The organism is Sulfitobacter sp. 1A10359 (assembly GCF_043558145.1).
Lineage (GTDB): Bacteria > Pseudomonadota > Alphaproteobacteria > Rhodobacterales > Rhodobacteraceae > Sulfitobacter > Sulfitobacter faviae.
Window position 1 is genome coordinate 1 of the sequence record NZ_JBIFGB010000003.1, and the last position, 15,913, is coordinate 15,913.

Consider the following 15,913-nt stretch of genomic DNA (forward strand, 5'->3'; position numbering starts at 1 on the left):
TACCGTGGTCAACGTGGCCGATCGTGCCGATGTTGACGTGCGGTTTGGTGCGTTCAAACTTTGCCTTTGCCATGGTGGCGCCCTTTTAATTGAGGGGCCCCAACGGGGACCCGAACCCTATCTGGCGGGCGATGTATTGGGTTCGAGCGGTAAAATCAAGCGAGACTTGCGTCTTGGCGCCACTTAAAGCCCACCGTGGGCCTGCCGCATCGGTCGGGCGCGCCTCGGCTATGGTCTATTTATCCTCCGGCTCCCCGGCGGGGGACAGGGCTGTGCCGCCGTTGAACCACCCCTCTTCGCGGTTTTGCTTCACCAGATAGGTCTCAATCGCCTTGGCGGCGTTCTGGCTGAGGTTCTTCAGCTGCTCCTCGGCGGATTTGGTATAGCCCGAGCCCACCACCGGCCCCTGATCGAGGGATTCGAAGACAGTGATCTGATGCGGCTCGGGGTTCAGCTTTTTGTTCTTGGCGTCGTCCCAGACCGTCAGGTTGAGGATCAGGATCGATTTGGGGGCAAAGACCAGCGGGATGCCCGGCTGGGCCAGCACGTAGCCCTCGACGCTGATGCCGAAGTGGTAAAGCCGCTCGCCCTCGTAGCGATCAAAGCGTTCGGCGGTGGCGGCGCGCACGGCCTCGGCCAGTTCTTCCTTGCTCACCTCGCGGCTGAGCGGCCCCTTCTGCGCCTTGGGCGCCACCACGATATTGTGGTGCAGATTGAAATCCCCCAGCGGGGTCGGCGCCTTGTCGAGGTCGGATGCCCCGTTGCAGGCGGCCAGCGTCGCGACGAAGGTCAACAGGGCAAGAACTCTCAGCATGGGCGATCCCTCAGGGGTGTTAAGGTTTCGAAAAGGGGTAGCCGATGGGCCCAAGGGGCGCAATCATTTGCCGCAGTTGCGCAGTCCCCGGGCCGGTCTATCTTGGACTGAGAGTGAGGACAGCAAGATGACCCAAGCCCGCCCCCTGCCCGTTCGCGTGCCGCTCGTTACCGAGCCTGTCGGCATGCTCGGCAGCCTGCAGATGGCGCGGCGCAACGTGCTGAGCATCATTCCCAAGATCGCCACGACGCAGCCCATGGTCTCGGGCAAGACCGGCAAGCGCTGGCATATGGTGATGGACCCCGGCGCGATCCGGCAGATACTGCTCGACCGGTTGGAGGACTACCCGAAGTCCGACGTCACCAAGAACCTGCTGCGCCCGGCCATCGGTGAGTCGCTCTTCATCGCCGAGGGCGCGCATTGGCGTTGGCAGCGCCGCGCCGCCGCCCCCGTCTTTTCGCAGCGCAACGTGCGCAACCTCGCCCCCGTCATGAGCGCCGCCGCCGCGCGCTCGGCCGAGCGCATCGCCGCCGCCGGGCCGCGCGCGGTCAACATGCTCGACGAGATGGTAACGACGACCTTCGACGTGATCGGCGACGTGACTTTCTCGGGCGACGGCACCTTCGACCGCGACAAGGTGCATGGCGCCATCGACGACTATATCGCCGAGGCCGGCAAGATCAGCCTTTTCGACATCCTCGGCCTGCCCGACTGGCTGCCGCGCCCGGGGCGGATGATGTCTGGCCAAGCGCTGAAGCAGATGAAGGCGATGGCCGATCAGGCGATCGAAGCGCGGGTGGCGCGCGGCCATGACGGCACGCCCGATCTGCTGGACCTGCTGCTGGAGGGCGAAGACCCCAAGACCAAGCGCCAGATGAACACCGGAGAGTTACGCGACAACCTGCTGACCTTCATTGTCGCGGGCCATGAAACCACGGCGCTGACGCTGGCCTGGTCGATGTATCTGATGGGCTTTGACCCCGAGATGCAAGAACGTGCCCGCGCCGAAGTGCACGCCGTGCTTCAAGGCCGCGCCTGTACCGGCGAGGACGTGGATAAATTGCCGCTGGTGCGGATGATCATCGACGAGGCGCTGCGCCTCTACCCCGCCGCCGGGATCATCTCGCGCACGGCGCAGAAACACGACAGGCTCTGCGACCGCGAGATCCGACCCGGGGACACGGTGATGGTCCCGATCTACGCGCTCGGCCGCAACGCGTTGCTTTGGGAGGACCCAGACGCCTTTCGGCCTGAGCGCTTCGCCGATCGCAAGGCCATCGACCGCTACGCCTATCTGCCCTTCGGGGACGGTCCGCGCATCTGCATCGGGGCGAGCTTTGCGCTGCAGGAGGCGGTGATCATCCTCGCCACCCTGCTGGGGCGGTTCAAATTCACCCCGGTGCCGGGCCGCGACCCGGAGCCGGTGATGATCCTGACCCTGCGCCCCGAGGGTGGCGTCTGGATGACCGCCGAGCCGCTGGACTGACCGCGCCCCGAAGGGCGCGGGTGTTTCACGTGAACTTGTTGTCGCGCGGGAAGCCGCGGGGGGCCATGCGGCCCGAGCTTGCGCGCTTGCCGGTCCATTCGGCCAGATCGGCCTCGGTCCGCGTGCGGCCCGCCGGGTCTTGCCAAGTGAGACCCGCCTCGCGCGTGAAGGTGATGGCGTCCGACAGGCCGCCGTCCTTGAACTTCTGCAGCCGCACGCCCTTGCCCCGGCCCATCTCGGGCAGCTCATCAAGGCCGAAGACCAGCACCTTGCGGTTCTCGCCCACCGTGGCGACGCTATCACCGGTGACGGGGTGACAGACCAGCGCCGTGACCCCCTCGCCGCGCACGTTGAGCACCTGCTTGCCGCTGCGGGTCTGGGCTACAACGTCATCCTCAGGCACGACAAAACCGTCGCCCGCGGTGGAGGCCACCAAAAGCTTGCGCCCCGGCTGGTGGATGAAGAGCGAGACGATCTGCACCTCGTTGGGCAGATCGACCATGAGGCGCAGCGGCTCGCCCATGCCGCGCCCGCCGGGCAGGTTGGCGGCGGAGACGGTATAGAACCGCCCGTTCGAGCCAAAGACCAGCAGCCGATCCGTCGTCTCGGCATGGAAGATGAAGCGCGGGCCGTCGCCGTCCTTGAACTTCAACTCGCGGTTCAGGTCGATATGGCCGGTCATGGCGCGGATCCAGCCCATCTGGCTGCAGACCACGGTGATCGGCTCGCGGTCGATCATCGCCTCGATCGGCACGTCCTCGACCTCTCCAGCGGTGTCGAATTCGGTCAGACGCTGGCCGCGCTTCACGCCGTCGATCACCCAATCCTTGCCGAACTGCTTTTTCGTCGCGCGCAGCTGGTCGGCGATGGTGGACCATTGCAGGTCCTCGCTTTCCAGCAGGTCTTCGAGCCCCGCACGTTCGGTCATCAGCGCGTCACGCTCGGCCACCAGCGCATCTTCTTCCAGACGCCGCAAGGACCGCAGGCGCATGTTGAGAATCGCCTCGGCCTGCACGTCCGAGAGCCCGTTCTCGCGGCCCGCGTAGCTGTGCGGGATCGCGCGGGTCTCACCACTTTCAGCCAGCACGCCGGTGGCCTGCGCCTCGGCATCGGCGATGACCGCCAGTTTCGAGACATCGACCCCCGCCAGCGGCGAGACGTAAGCGGTTTCGTCCATGGCGCGGGTCAGCGTTTCCTGATGCGCGCGGCTCCAATCCTCGTACATCAACGCGGCCTTGGGGTCTTCGTCGTAGCGGATGATCTCAATCACCCGGTCGAGGTTCAAAAACGCCGTGATCAGGCCCTGCAACACCTCAAGCCGGTGGTCAATCTTGTCCATCCGGTGCCGAGAACGGCGTTGCAGCACCTCGCGCCGGTGGTCGAGGAAAGCGCGCAGCACTTCCTTGAGCGAACAGACCTTGGGCGTCTGCCCGTCGATCAGCACGTTCATATTGAGCGAGAAGCGCACCTCTAGATCGGAGTTGCGGAACAGCATCCCCATGAGCACGTTCGGATCGACGTTCTTCGAGCGCGGCTCAATGATCATGCGGATGTCTTCGGCAGATTCGTCGCGGATGTCGGCGAGAATCGGGATCTTCTTGGTCTGGATCAGTTCGGCGATCTTCTCGATCAGCTTGGACTTCTGGACCTGATAGGGAATCTCGGTGACGACAATCTGCCACGCGCCACGGCCCAGATCCTCAACCCCCCAGCGGCAGCGTAGCCGGAAGGAGCCGCGGCCTGTGCGATAAGCATTGGCGATGTTCTCGGGCGGCTCGACGATGATGCCGCCGGTGGGGAAATCCGGGCCGGGGACGTAGTTCAAGAGCGTGTCGTCGCGTGCGTCCGGCGTCTTGATCAGGTGGATACAGGCGTCGCAAAGCTCGGCGATGTTATGCGGCGGGATGTTCGTGGCCATGCCCACGGCGATGCCCGAGGAGCCATTGGCCAGAAGGTTCGGGAACTGCGCGGGCAGCACCGCAGGCTCGGTCAGCGTGCCGTCGTAGTTTTCGCGGAAGTCGACGGCGTTCTCGTTCAGCCCTTCGAGCATGGCCTCGGCCACGGCGGTCATCCGCGCCTCGGTGTAGCGCGAGGCCGCGGGGTTGTCGCCGTCGATGTTGCCGAAATTGCCCTGCCCGTCGACCAGCGGGTAGCGCACGTTGAAATCCTGCGCCAGACGCGCCATCGCGTCGTAAATCGCGGCATCGCCGTGCGGGTGGTAGTTACCCATCACGTCGCCCGAGATCTTTGCCGATTTGCGGAAGCCCCCGGTGGACGACAGCCGCAGCTCGCGCATGGCGTAGAGGATGCGGCGGTGCACCGGCTTCAGCCCGTCGCGCGCATCGGGCAGCGCCCGGTGCATGATCGTGCTCAGCGCATAGGTCAGGTAACGATCCCCCAAGGCGCGGCGCAGCGGCTCGGACAGGTCATTCGGGTCGAGTTCTGGGGGTGTGCTTGTGTCTGACATGACGGGTCTTTTAGCCAAGCACGCCAGAGCGGGCAAGCGACAGATTACCGGCAAACGACTCGTTAAAATGGCCGCTGGCACGGTTTCAAGTGAGAAAAAAGCAATACTTTTCGGCTATGCGAATTCTTGCCAGTCAGAAATGAACCATTCGCGAAGTTTCGCGTTGGTCTCTCAACAACAACATGGTTTGACACGGGACGAGGAACAGCAAAAATGAAACGGTTCATCTTTTTGACATTTGGTTTCATGGGCTGGGCATTCTACGAGATGAGCGGCGGGGCCGACTTCGTGCCCGCAGGCTCGCAAACGGCCAGCGCCGAAGCGGCTGAGGCAGCCCTGATCGCCAGCGCCAACCCCTCTTCCAACCTTGTCACTGCCACCGCCGCGAACGCGGCCCGCAAGGCGGAAAGCCCGATCACCCCCTTCGCCGAACGAACCCCTGCGCGTGATGCCACAGCGACCCGCGTGGCGCTGAACCTCACGACGCTAAGCGACCTGCCGCAGGCCAATGACGGGATGGTGCAAAAGGCCGTGGCCACCCCTGCGGACCGTGCCGGGGCGAAAGTGGTGAAGGCCAAGGCCGTCAGCACCCCTGCCCCCAAAGTGGAAAAGGCCGCTTACACGACGCCAAGCGCCAATGCGCCCGCTGTCATCCCGAGCCTGATCGAAGGCGCTGACAACGGCGCGAGCTTTGTCAGCACGACCCAGGCCGACATTCGCGAAGTCAACGGCACCCGCGTCAATGTCCGCGGCGGTCCGGGCACCAACTTCGGCGTGGTCGGCAAGCTCGGCAAAGGCGACGCTGTCGAAGTGATCGAAGACAATGGCGCAGGCTGGGTGCGTTTCCGCAGCGTCGACGGCAGCGAATCCGGCTGGATGGCCGACTTCCTGCTCAACAACGGCTAACTTGCCAATCTCATAGCATCGCGCGATGAAGGGCCTTTCACACGAAGGGCCCTTTGCATGTCTGCGACCCGCTCCATCCTCATCACCGGCTGTTCCAGCGGCATCGGCTATGCCGCCGCGCACGGCATGCGCGCCCGGGGCTGGCGCGTTTTCGCTGCCTGCCGCCAACAAGCGGATTGCGACCGGCTGCAAGCCGAAGGATTCGACGCGCCGCGCCTTGACTACACCGATGAGGCCAGCATCCACGCGGCGCTTGCCCATGTGCTGGACCAAACCGGCGGCACGCTCGACGCTTTGTTCAACAACGGTGCCCACGCCACGCCCGGGTTGGTCGAAGACCTCCCCACCGATGCCCTGCGCGAGATATTCGAGGCGAATTTCTTTGGCTGGCACAGCCTGACCCGCGCGGTGATCCCGGTGATGCGCAAGCAGGGGCACGGGCGGATCGTGCAATGTTCCTCGGTGCTTGGCATGGTGGCGATGCCGTGGCGCGGGGCGTATAACTCCACGAAATTCGCCCTTGAAGGGCTGACCGATACCCTACGGCTTGAGATGCGCGGCACCGGGGTCGCGGTGATCCTGATCGAACCCGGCCCTGTCACCTCGAAACTGCGGACCAAGGCCATCCCGCGTTTCGAGCGTTGGATCGACTGGCAAAGCAGCCCCCGCGCGGCGGAGTATGAAAGCACAATGCGCCCCCGGCTTTATGACGACAGCGGCAAGAAGGACCGCTTCGAACTCCCGCCCGAGGCGGTGGTCGAGAAGCTGGTCCACGCCGTCGAATCCCCCCGGGCCCGCCCGCGCTATTTCGTCACAACCCCAACGCATATCGGCGGTATTTTACGGCGTATCCTGCCGACGCGGGCGCTGGACTGGGTCACCAGCCGCTGATTTTGGTTGCGCGGCTGCACGGTGCCGCTACATCTCAGGCCAACGAAAGGACAGCCCATGCCAAATGATCCGTTTTTCGTGATCGTCCTGATCTCTGTCGTGGCGGTCGCCGTTGTGCTCCTGATGGGGCTGGGCGGCTTTGCCACCGGGGGCAAATTCAACAAACGCAACGCTAATAAGCTGATGCGCTGGCGGATCATCGCGCAGTTCATCGCCGTGCTGCTGATCCTTGCCTATGTCTATTTCCGAGGGGGCACGATCTAATGGTTGTACTGAACAAGATTTACACCCGCACCGGGGACAAGGGCACCACCGCCCTTGGCAATGGCGACCGTGTCGCCAAACATGACGCGCGGGTCGAGGCCTATGGCACCTCGGATGAGTTGAACTGCTTTGTCGGCGTTGCACGGCTTGAAGCCACGGGCGCCACCGACGAAGCGTTGGCGCGCATTCAGAACGACCTTTTCGATCTCGGCGCCGACCTCTGCCGCCCCGATATGGAAGCCGATAAGGATGCGGAATACCCGCCCCTGCGGGTCACTCAAGAACAGGTCGACCGGCTGGAGCGTGAGATCGACGTGATGAATTCCGAGTTGGAGTCGCTGCGCAGCTTCATCCTGCCGGGTGGCCGCGCGCTGGCGGCGCATCTGCATGTCTGCCGCACCGTCGCGCGCCGAGCCGAGCGGCTGGCGGTGCTGCTGGCTGAGCAAACGGCGGTGAACCCCGCCTGCGTGACCTATCTGAACCGGCTGAGCGATTGGTTCTTCGTCGCCGCACGGATGGCCAATAACGCGGGCAAGGAAGACGTGCTTTGGGTGCCGGGGGCGAACCGGGCGTAAAATAGCGCTAACAGACGAAAAACCGGGAAAACGCCGCGTTCAAAACTGCCAACCTGCCGATTTTGGCCTGTTTTGATCCGATCCGCTTCGTTACACCCGTCTGGAGAATTAGGGAGACCGGGCCACCAGCCCGCGTCGCAAACTGAGGAGAGAGACCGCTCATGAAGGTACTGGTGCCTGTCAAACGCGTGATCGACTATAACGTGAAAGTTCGTGTCAAAGCGGACGGATCGGGTGTTGATCTTGCCAATGTGAAAATGTCGATGAACCCTTTCGACGAAATCGCCGTCGAACAGGCGATTCGTCTGAAAGAAGCCGGCCAGGCTGAAGAGGTCGTCGCCGTCTCCATCGGTGTGAAGCAAGCGCAGGAAACGCTGCGCACCGCCCTCGCCATGGGTGCCGACCGCGCGATCCTCGTGGTGGCCTCGGACGATGTGCACAAGGACATCGAACCGCTGGCCGTGGCCAAGATCCTCAAAGCCGTCGTCGACGAAGAGCAGCCGAGCCTCGTGCTCTGCGGCAAGCAGGCGATCGACAACGACATGAACGCCACCGGGCAGATGCTCTCGGCGCTGATGGGCTGGTCGCAGGCCACCTTCGCTTCCGACATCGCCATCGAAGGCGACAAGGCGAAAGTGACCCGCGAAGTCGACGGCGGCCTGCAGACCATCGAAGTCACCATGCCGACCGTGGTCACCGTGGACCTGCGCCTCAACGAGCCGCGCTACGCCTCGCTGCCCAACATCATGAAGGCCAAGAAAAAGCCGCTGGATGAGAAGACCGCCGAGGACTACGGCGTCGACGTCTCCAACCGCTTGGAAGTCGTGAAGACCGAAGAGCCCGCGGAACGCGCCGCTGGCATCAAGGTCGGCTCGGTCGACGAGCTTGTGGCGAAACTCAAAGAAGCGGGGGCTGTGTAATGGCTGTTCTTCTGATTGCAGAGATTTCCGACGGCGAACTGTCGATGGACGCAACCGCCAAGGCGGTGACCGCGGCCAAGCAACTGGGCGACGTGACCATTCTGGCGGCTGGCAGCTCTGCTGCGGCGGCTGGCGAAGCGGCGGCCAAGATCGATGGCGTCTCCAAGGTGCTGGTTGCCGAGGACGAGATGCTGGGCCACCGTCTGGCCGAAGCCACCGCGGCGCTGATCGTCAGCCTTGCCGGTGACTACGACCACATCGTCGCGCCCGCCACCACGGACGCCAAGAACATCATGCCCCGCGTCGCGGCGCTGCTTGACGTCATGGTAATCTCGGATGCCTCCGGCGTTGTGGATGCCGATACCTTTGAGCGCCCGATCTACGCGGGCAACGCGGTGCAGACCGTGAAGTCGAACGACGCCAAGAAGGTCATCACCTTCCGCACATCGACCTTCGATGCGGCAGGCGAAGGCGGCTCCGCCTCGGTCGAGACCATCTCGGCTGCCGAGAACCCCGGCCTGTCCACATGGGTCGAAGACAAGGTCGCCGAATCGGACCGCCCCGAGCTGACAAGCGCGGGCGTGGTGGTTTCCGGTGGTCGTGGCGTCGGCTCGGAAGAGGACTTCGCCCTGATCGAGAAACTGGCCGACAAACTGGGCGCCGCCGTTGGCGCGTCCCGCGCGGCGGTTGATTCGGGCTACGCTCCGAACGACTGGCAAGTTGGCCAGACCGGCAAAGTGGTCGCCCCTGACCTCTATGTCGCGGTTGGCATCTCGGGCGCGATCCAGCACCTTGCCGGGATGAAAGACTCCAAGATCATCGTCGCGATCAACAAAGACGAAGAATCGCCGATCTTCCAAGTTGCCGACTACGGTCTCGTGGCAGACCTCTTCGACGCGGTGCCGGAACTGATCGAAAAGCTGTAAGGCTTTTCACCTGAAACACCAAAGGCCCGCCGTTCTCGGCGGGCCTTTTTCGTGCATGCCCCTACCGGGAGCGTCAGGACATGCTTTGCAGCGCATCGGTCAAAGCGGCGGCGGCAGAGGCATGAGCCATCGGGCCCAGCATTTCCGACGCGGCCTGCGCCTCGAATTCACTGACCACCATGCCAGCGGTCGGCGCCCCTGAGGGGTCTTTGGGAGAGACGACCTCGATCTTGGCCGTGGCGTGTTGGGCCACCGCGTCCAACATTTCGCGTGTCACGAAAAGCGGATCATGGCCCAACTCTCTCACCGGCTGCGCTGCTGTGGCGACCGGCGGGCGGTCAGCCAGCCAAAGCAGGAGCGTGCGCCCCTGTATCTGCCCCAACATCAAACGCATGCGCGCCATCCACGCCTGCTGAAGCTCCGCGCGCACCGCTTCGAACCGTTCGGGCGAGACCTGCATGAGGTGCGTCAGCATGTGCCGGTTGAAGTGGAACTGCGAGAAATCGACTTCGCGGTAGATCGTCTGCAACAGCGCGGAGGCCCCGACGAAACGGTCGTTCCGACGCCGGTGCACGGAATAGAAACGGTTGGTCATGTTCTGCGCCCCCATGACCTGAACCACCGTCACATCTGCCTGCGAGGCGGCCTGCGCGACGAAAGGGTCGTGGGCAAAAGCGTCGATCCCCGCGTTGGGAAAGCCGAAGTTCACACAGGTCTTGCCGATCTCGGCCTCGACCCGCGCGGGAAACGGCTCTTCAATGAATTTGCCATAGGTCTCCGTCCCGCCGAGAAAGGCGATATAGGGCGCCTCCAACCTGCGGCGCGGGCCGCGAAACATCAGCTTTGACGTGCCGTAGCGGCATGGCAAATAGTCCAGAGGCGCTGGCCCCACTGCATCATAGGTCATCGAACCCACCTTTTTGTTCACCCAAAGCCAGATTGCACAACAGGGGCTGCGATTCTGTTAATGGGCGAATTTGTCGTGAGATTTCGTAAACAGCTGCCCTTGCGGCACCCCCGCCACGCGCCCTATTGTGCGCCGAACTCAAGCAAAGGACAGGCCATGGACATCCAGACAATCGGTATCGTGGGAGCGGGGCAAATGGGCAATGGGATCGCCCATGTCATGGCGCTGGCGGGCTACGACGTGCTGCTGAACGATGTCAGCGCCGATGCGCTGGCCAAAGCGATGAAAACCGTGACCGGCAATATGGACCGCCAAGTCAGCCGCGAAAAGATCACCGCCGCCGACCGGGACGCCGCCATGGCGCGCATCACCACGACGCAGACGCTAAGCGATCTGGGCCAAAGCGATCTGGTGATCGAAGCCGCGACCGAGCGCGAAACGGTGAAACAGGCGATCTTTGAAGACCTGATCCCGCATCTGAAGCCGACGACGATCCTGACCTCGAACACTTCCTCGATCTCGATCACCCGCCTTGCCAGCCGCACCGACCGGCCCGAGAAATTCATGGGCTTTCACTTCATGAACCCTGTGCCGGTGATGCAGCTGGTCGAATTGATCCGCGGCATCGCCACGGACAGCGAGACCTATGACGCTTGCAAAGCCGTGGTGGACCGTTTGGGCAAGACCGCCGCCTCGGCGGAGGATTTCCCAGCCTTTATCGTGAACCGCATCCTGATGCCGATGATCAACGAGGCGGTCTATACGCTCTACGAAGGGGTCGGCAACGTCGAGTCGATCGACAGTTCGATGAAGCTGGGGGCGAACCATCCGATGGGGCCGCTGGAGCTTGCGGACTTTATTGGTCTCGACACCTGCCTTGCCATTATGAACGTTCTGCATGACGGGTTGGCGGATACGAAATATCGCCCCTGCCCGCTGCTGACCAAATATGTCGAAGCCGGGTGGTTGGGCCGCAAGACGCAGCGTGGGTTCTATGATTACCGGGGCGAAAAGCCCGTTCCGACGCGCTGAGTTGCGAGGGTGTTGGGGGCCCTGCCCCCATCGCGCCAGAGGCGCGATTCCCCCGAGGGTATTTTTAAAAGGATGAAGTTTAGTTGGTGAGCGCCAGAGTATGGGCGCGCAGCCAAGCCATGAAACCGCGCGGGTCGTCGGCCCAGCGGTCAATCTCTTGGCGGGCGAGCGGGTGGCCGACGATGGGGCCTTGGGGTTTGTCGCAGGCGTGGGCGATCTCATGCAGCAAGAGCCCTTGGCGCAGCATCGGGCTGAGCCTGTTGGCAATCTGATAGGCGCGGCTGTTCTGGCCCGGGAAGCGCATCGGCACCACCTGCGCACCGGAACGGCGGATCATCTTGGCGGTGAAGACGTTCCATTCCGCTTCGACCGCCGGGCCCCACCAGCTTTCCGAGGCCGCGACGACGCCTGAGGGGAAGAGCGCCACGACGCCGCCTTCTTTGAGATGGGCCATGGCCTTGGCGCGCATTTCCACGCCTTTGCGCTGCGCATCCGGGTCATGTGGGAAGGGCACCGGGATCATGTAGCTGCCTGCCACCTCGTCAATGGAAGTGAGCAGCGACCGGGTGAGGATACGGTAATCGGGGCGCACGCGGCCGATGAGATCGGCGAAAATCATACCGTCGACCATACCGTGGGGGTGATTTGCCACGACTACGACGGGCCCTTCTTTCGGGATGCGGTCCAACTGCTCTTGCGGGGTTGTGAGGTCGATGCCCATCGTGTCGAGCGCTGCGCGCCAAAAGGCTTGGCCCGAGGGGGTGCCGCGTTGTTCGAACTTGCGGATTAGCCGCAGGATTTTGAGCTTGCCGGTGAAAAGCTCCATCGCGGAGATCACTCGCGCCTTCCATGGGTCATCGAAGGTCGAGGCATAGGACAGGCTGCGGCGGTCGTATTTGGTGAAGGTCACCGTGCCGTCGCCTGTCTGGGCCGGCTCAGCCGCGATGTTTTGCACGTCATCCATGGGGTCGGCGGTTCCTTTTCCCGCTTGGCGGGCCTAAAACCCTTCGCCGAACTTATCCGCCACGAGGGCGGTTAAAGCTTCGGCCAAGGCCTCGGCATCGGGGCCGGAGGTTTGGACATCGATGGTGGTGCCGCGCGACGCGCCGAGCATCAAGAGCCCCATGATACTGTCGCCCGAGGCCGACATGCCATCCTTGCTGACTTCGGCACGGGCATCAAACGCCTCGACCACCTCGACCAATTTGGCGGAGGCGCGCGCGTGCAGGCCTTTTTCGTTAACGATCTTTAAAGAAAATTCGGGCATGACGTCTTGGGGCCTTCTAACCTGCGCTGACATTCTGGCTGTCGATATACTTCTTACCAGCTTCGAGCGCGGCGCGCACGGCATCGGGCACATCCATATGCCGCGATTTGGCGAGTTTGATCAGCATGGGCAGGTTCGCGCCGTAGATGATCCGGCGGTTTTCCGGGCGGCAAGCCAAGAGGCTGAGGTTCGAGGGGGAGCCGCCGAAAAGATCGGTGACAACCACCACACCGGCGCCTTGGTCCACCGCATCGGCGGCGCCGCAGATCTCGCGTTCTTTGTCGGCGCGGTCATGGTCGGCTTCGATGGCGATGGCGCGCACGCCGAATTGGGATCCCACGACATGTTCGATGGCGGCAAGATATTCTTGCGCCAGCCCCCCATGTGCGACGATGACGATCCCGATCACGGCTTGCTTCCTTCACGATGCTGACGGTCCAGCTCTCGATGCCTAATTGACACCTGCCAGCCCTGCTCTGCAAGGCGCAAAGCGTGATCTTCGGCCATGGCGACAGAGCGGTGTTGCCCGCCCGTACAGCCGAATGCGATGGAGATATGCGATTTGCCCTCCTCGCGGTAGGCGGGCAGCAGCAGCAGGCTGAGGTCGAGCACCTTGTCGGCGAAATCCGCGTAGCGCTTATCGCTCGCCACATGGGCCGCGACGGAAGGGTCGCGCCCGTCGCCACTGCGCAATTCAGGAACCCAATAGGGATTGTTCAGAAAGCGGCAGTCGTGCACCACATCAACGCCGCGCGGAAGGCCCCGTTTGTAGGAAAAGCTTTGTACCGAGACCGTCAGTTGGCGCTGCCCGCCGGGGGCGAACCATTGCTCGACCTCGGCGCGCAACTCGTGGACGTTCAGCGTTGTCGTATCGATCAACACGTCGGCACGGGCGCGGATCGGGTGGAGCAGTTCCTGCTCGCGTGCGATCCCGTCGACTGGGCGGTCAGCCGGGGCCAGCGGGTGGCGGCGGCGGGTTTCGGAAAAGCGTTGCAGCAGCACATCGGGGGCGCAGTCGAGATAGAGCAGTTCCGCGCGCCACCCCGGCTCAGCCGTCAGGCGGCCCATCAGCTCCAGCACGCCTTCGGTGGAAAAGTCCCGGTTGCGGGCGTCGATCCCCAAGGCCACCGATTGCGCATCGCCGGGGCGGTCAAGCAGCGCGGGCAGCAGCCGCAGCGGCAGGTTGTCGATCGCCTCGAACCCCGCATCTTCAAGCACGTTGAGCGCAGAGGACCGCCCGGCGCCCGAAGGGCCGGTGACAAGAACCAACCGCCGCGGGGCGGGGTCTGTTGATGAGGTCTGACTGATCAATTCGGTTCTTCCACACCTGACATATACAGATGAATTGCTGCCGCAAAATGAGCGCTATCGCATTTGTGAAAACAGGGCAACGTGACACCCCGTAGCATATGGCTGTGCCCTTCGGGAAGACGCTGGTCTTCGGTGCGGGCCAGATCGACGACGAGGGCCAGCGGCACGGGGCCGTGATCCTCGGCCCGCAGAATGCCGACATAACGCGCTTCGATCAGGCCGCGGATCGGCTCGGGGACGCTGGCGATCACCTGATCCCCCTCGCGCATGATATCGGTGCGATCATCGGCCACCAGCTTGGCGCCAAGGGCGATCAGTTGCAGGGCGAGCGCCGATTTGCCCGCACCGGACGGGCCAAGGATCAGCACCCCGCGCCCATTGATCGCCACGCAGCTGGCGTGGAGGTTTTCGCGCTCGACGGTCATATCAGGCCCCGCGCCCGGGATTTAGGTGGGCAGCCCCACGACAAAACGCGCGCCGAGCGGTTCGGAGGTAATGTCGGCTTCAGTCGGGCGGATGTTCTCGGCCCAAATCACGCCGCCATGGGCTTCGACGATCTGCTTGGAGATTGCGAGGCCGAGGCCGGAATTGTTGCCGAAATGCTCTTCCGGGCGTTGCGAGTAAAAGCGTTTGAAGATTTTGCCGAGCGCCTGCTCGGGGATGCCGGGGCCGGTGTCCTCGACGACGATCAACACGCGATTGGCACGTTTGCGGGCCCAGACCCGGATCGCGTCGCCGTCTTCGCAAAAGGAAATCGCGTTGGTGATCAGGTTCACGAAGACCTGCGCCAAACGGGCTTCCAACCCATGCACGGTGATCGGCGCAGCGGGGAGATCGGTGATGAAATCGATGCCTTTGGATTTCGCATCTTCGCCGAGGTACTGGCCCAGATTGCCCAGCATTTGCAGCAGGTCGAAGGGCTCTTCCTCTTCCTTGACCAGTTCGGAATCGAGCCGCGAGGCATTGGAAATGTCGCTCACCAAACGGTCGAGGCGGCGCACGTCATGTTCGATCACATCCAGCAGTTTCTCGCGCTGGTCGTCGCGCTTGACCATTCGCAGCGTGCCCACAGCAGACCGGAGCGAAGCGAGCGGGTTCTTGATCTCATGGGCCACATCGGCGGCGAATTGTTCGTTGCCGTCGATCCGATTGTAGAGCGCCGAGACCATGCCGCGGAGGGCGCCCGATAGGCGGCCGATCTCATCGGGGCGCGCGGTCAGGTCCGGGATGCGGATACGGCCGGGGTTCATCTTGCGCGCGTCCTTGTCGCGGCCCAGTTCGGCGGCGGCAGAGAGGTCGGCCAGCGGATTGGCGATGGTCGAGGCCAGAACGAGGCTGAGGCCGATGGAGACGAGGGTCGCGATGACGAAAATCTGCAAGACGCGCTCGCGTTCGCTGCGCACAAGGCGGTCGATCTCTCCCGCAGCACTGGCCACGGCGACCACGCCGACCGGGGCCTCGCCCTGCATGATGGGAGTCACCACGCTGAAAAGCGTGCCGCCTTCGATGGCGAGCGTGCCTTCCAGCCGGGTGCCGCTGGTCACGCTAGTGCCGACCATGCCGCGCAATTGCTCTTCGAGCGGCGGGGTGGCGGTGACCTCATCGGTGCTGAAGGGGGCCGAAACCCGGTCCCAAAGCCAATTCAACCCGTCGTTCAGCAAGGTCCGCTCACCCGCCTCGGACGCGGCGAGGGCTTCGGCCACGGTAAGGCTGCCTGCGGTGCGGGCGACCAGCGTTTCCGCCGGATCATAGACAAAGACTTCGATGCCGCCGCGCAGATCCAGCCCGTCGAGCGTGGCAGCCACATCGACACCATCGCCAGTGGTCAGGTTCACCGGCGCGCCTGCGGGGAGTTGGGCCTCGATCACATCGGCGATCAGCTCAGTCTCAGACACCAGTGCCGCGGCGCGTTGCAGCGCCAGACTGTCTCGCGAGGAATTGAGGTAGAGGATCCCCGCAACCAGAACGCTGAGCGCGATCAGGTTGAAGGTAATGATCTTGCGCGTCAGCGGCGAGGAGCGGAGCGAGAACAGCCCCCGCCGTTCACGCTTGACCCGAATTTCATCCGGCGCGGCACTGTCGGGGGTGACCCAATCATCCCCCAATACAACATCACCGTCCCTGCCAGCAGCCATGTCCCGCACAAG

The 15,913-nt window shown here is 63.5% G+C and carries 19 protein-coding genes; 10 read left to right on the top strand and 9 right to left on the bottom strand.

What is annotated here, in order from left to right; translation table 11 throughout:
- A partial coding sequence (locus tag ACGYK2_RS08320; protein WP_394374281.1) for a hypothetical protein occupies window positions 1–187 on the top strand: 187 nt, incomplete at its 5' end.
- Window positions 188–235: 48 nt separating this feature from the next.
- On the opposite strand, the gene ACGYK2_RS08325 is transcribed toward ACGYK2_RS08320, so the two are convergent.
- A complete protein-coding gene (locus ACGYK2_RS08325; protein WP_067260571.1) occupies window positions 236–814 on the bottom strand; it encodes a hypothetical protein in 579 nt (192 codons plus the stop codon).
- 127 nt (window positions 815–941) lie between these two features.
- Here ACGYK2_RS08325 and ACGYK2_RS08330 point away from each other — a divergent pair, with 127 nt between their 5' ends.
- Window positions 942–2,300 carry a cytochrome P450 gene (locus tag ACGYK2_RS08330; RefSeq protein ID WP_271688311.1) on the top strand — a complete coding sequence of 453 codons (1,359 nt, stop codon included), beginning with the start codon at window positions 942–944 and terminating at the stop codon, window positions 2,298–2,300.
- 25 nt (window positions 2,301–2,325) lie between these two features.
- Here the strand turns inward: ACGYK2_RS08330 and ACGYK2_RS08335 are convergent, their stop codons facing one another.
- A complete protein-coding gene (locus ACGYK2_RS08335) occupies window positions 2,326–4,767 on the bottom strand; it encodes a DNA topoisomerase IV subunit A (protein WP_271688312.1) in 2,442 nt (813 codons plus the stop codon).
- On the opposite strand from ACGYK2_RS08335, the gene ACGYK2_RS08340 reads away from it, so the two are divergent.
- The 7 genes from ACGYK2_RS08340 to ACGYK2_RS08370 all read left to right on the top strand — a co-directional run bounded on the left by ACGYK2_RS08340 (window position 4,757) and on the right by ACGYK2_RS08370 (window position 9,249).
- Window positions 4,757–4,984: a hypothetical protein gene (locus tag ACGYK2_RS08340; RefSeq protein ID WP_271688313.1), complete on the top strand. Its 228-nt coding sequence runs from the start codon at window positions 4,757–4,759 to the stop codon at window positions 4,982–4,984. The genes ACGYK2_RS08335 and ACGYK2_RS08340 overlap by 11 nt on opposite strands.
- Window positions 4,981–5,673: an SH3 domain-containing protein gene (locus tag ACGYK2_RS08345; RefSeq protein WP_271688314.1), complete on the top strand. Its 693-nt coding sequence runs from the start codon at window positions 4,981–4,983 to the stop codon at window positions 5,671–5,673. The genes ACGYK2_RS08340 and ACGYK2_RS08345 overlap by 4 nt, the downstream gene beginning before the upstream one ends.
- A 57-nt stretch (window positions 5,674–5,730) precedes the next feature.
- Entirely contained in the window at window positions 5,731–6,564 is an 834-nt protein-coding gene (locus ACGYK2_RS08350) for an SDR family NAD(P)-dependent oxidoreductase (RefSeq protein ID WP_271688315.1), read from the top strand.
- 57 nt (window positions 6,565–6,621) lie between these two features.
- Window positions 6,622–6,828, top strand: a complete 207-nt coding sequence (locus tag ACGYK2_RS08355; protein WP_067260586.1) for a twin transmembrane helix small protein — start codon at window positions 6,622–6,624, stop codon at window positions 6,826–6,828.
- Window positions 6,828–7,403 carry a cob(I)yrinic acid a,c-diamide adenosyltransferase gene (locus ACGYK2_RS08360; RefSeq protein ID WP_271688317.1) on the top strand — a complete coding sequence of 192 codons (576 nt, stop codon included), beginning with the start codon at window positions 6,828–6,830 and terminating at the stop codon, window positions 7,401–7,403. Before ACGYK2_RS08355 ends, ACGYK2_RS08360 begins: the two co-directional genes overlap by 1 nt.
- A gap of 161 nt (window positions 7,404–7,564) precedes the next feature.
- Window positions 7,565–8,323: an electron transfer flavoprotein subunit beta/FixA family protein gene (locus ACGYK2_RS08365; RefSeq protein WP_067260591.1), complete on the top strand. Its 759-nt coding sequence runs from the start codon at window positions 7,565–7,567 to the stop codon at window positions 8,321–8,323.
- Window positions 8,323–9,249, top strand: coding sequence for an electron transfer flavoprotein subunit alpha/FixB family protein (locus ACGYK2_RS08370; protein ID WP_271688320.1), 927 nt, complete (start codon window positions 8,323–8,325; stop codon window positions 9,247–9,249). Before ACGYK2_RS08365 ends, ACGYK2_RS08370 begins: the two co-directional genes overlap by 1 nt.
- A 73-nt stretch (window positions 9,250–9,322) precedes the next feature.
- Here ACGYK2_RS08370 and ACGYK2_RS08375 read toward each other — a convergent pair whose 3' ends face one another.
- A complete protein-coding gene (locus tag ACGYK2_RS08375; protein ID WP_276154330.1) occupies window positions 9,323–10,156 on the bottom strand; it encodes a DUF6473 family protein in 834 nt (277 codons plus the stop codon).
- Between the two features lie 156 nt (window positions 10,157–10,312).
- Between ACGYK2_RS08375 and ACGYK2_RS08380 the strand changes: the two genes are divergently transcribed.
- Window positions 10,313–11,188, top strand: coding sequence for a 3-hydroxybutyryl-CoA dehydrogenase (locus ACGYK2_RS08380; RefSeq protein ID WP_168612495.1), 876 nt, complete (start codon window positions 10,313–10,315; stop codon window positions 11,186–11,188).
- A 79-nt stretch (window positions 11,189–11,267) separates the two neighbouring features.
- Here the strand turns inward: ACGYK2_RS08380 and ACGYK2_RS08385 are convergent, their stop codons facing one another.
- Genes ACGYK2_RS08385 through ACGYK2_RS08410 form a run of 6 tightly spaced genes read right to left on the bottom strand, consistent with a single transcriptional unit; the run spans window position 11,268 to window position 15,901 of the window.
- Window positions 11,268–12,152 carry a lysophospholipid acyltransferase family protein gene (locus ACGYK2_RS08385; protein ID WP_271688322.1) on the bottom strand — a complete coding sequence of 295 codons (885 nt, stop codon included), beginning with the start codon at window positions 12,150–12,152 and terminating at the stop codon, window positions 11,268–11,270.
- 33 nt (window positions 12,153–12,185) lie between these two features.
- Complete coding sequence (locus tag ACGYK2_RS08390) at window positions 12,186–12,455, bottom strand: HPr family phosphocarrier protein (protein WP_067260603.1); 270 nt, start codon at window positions 12,453–12,455, stop codon at window positions 12,186–12,188.
- A 16-nt stretch (window positions 12,456–12,471) separates the two neighbouring features.
- Entirely contained in the window at window positions 12,472–12,864 is a 393-nt protein-coding gene (locus tag ACGYK2_RS08395; protein ID WP_067260606.1) for a PTS sugar transporter subunit IIA, read from the bottom strand.
- The gene (rapZ, locus tag ACGYK2_RS08400; protein ID WP_271688324.1) at window positions 12,861–13,766 is read right to left on the bottom strand and encodes an RNase adapter RapZ; all 906 of its coding nucleotides are present in this window, start codon (window positions 13,764–13,766) and stop codon (window positions 12,861–12,863) included. The genes ACGYK2_RS08395 and rapZ overlap by 4 nt, the downstream gene beginning before the upstream one ends.
- Window positions 13,763–14,191, bottom strand: coding sequence for an HPr kinase/phosphorylase (locus ACGYK2_RS08405; RefSeq protein ID WP_271688325.1), 429 nt, complete (start codon window positions 14,189–14,191; stop codon window positions 13,763–13,765). Before ACGYK2_RS08405 ends, rapZ begins: the two co-directional genes overlap by 4 nt.
- A 21-nt stretch (window positions 14,192–14,212) precedes the next feature.
- Entirely contained in the window at window positions 14,213–15,901 is a 1,689-nt protein-coding gene (locus tag ACGYK2_RS08410) for a sensor histidine kinase (RefSeq protein WP_271688326.1), read from the bottom strand.
- Between the last annotated feature and the right edge of the window lie 12 nt (window positions 15,902–15,913).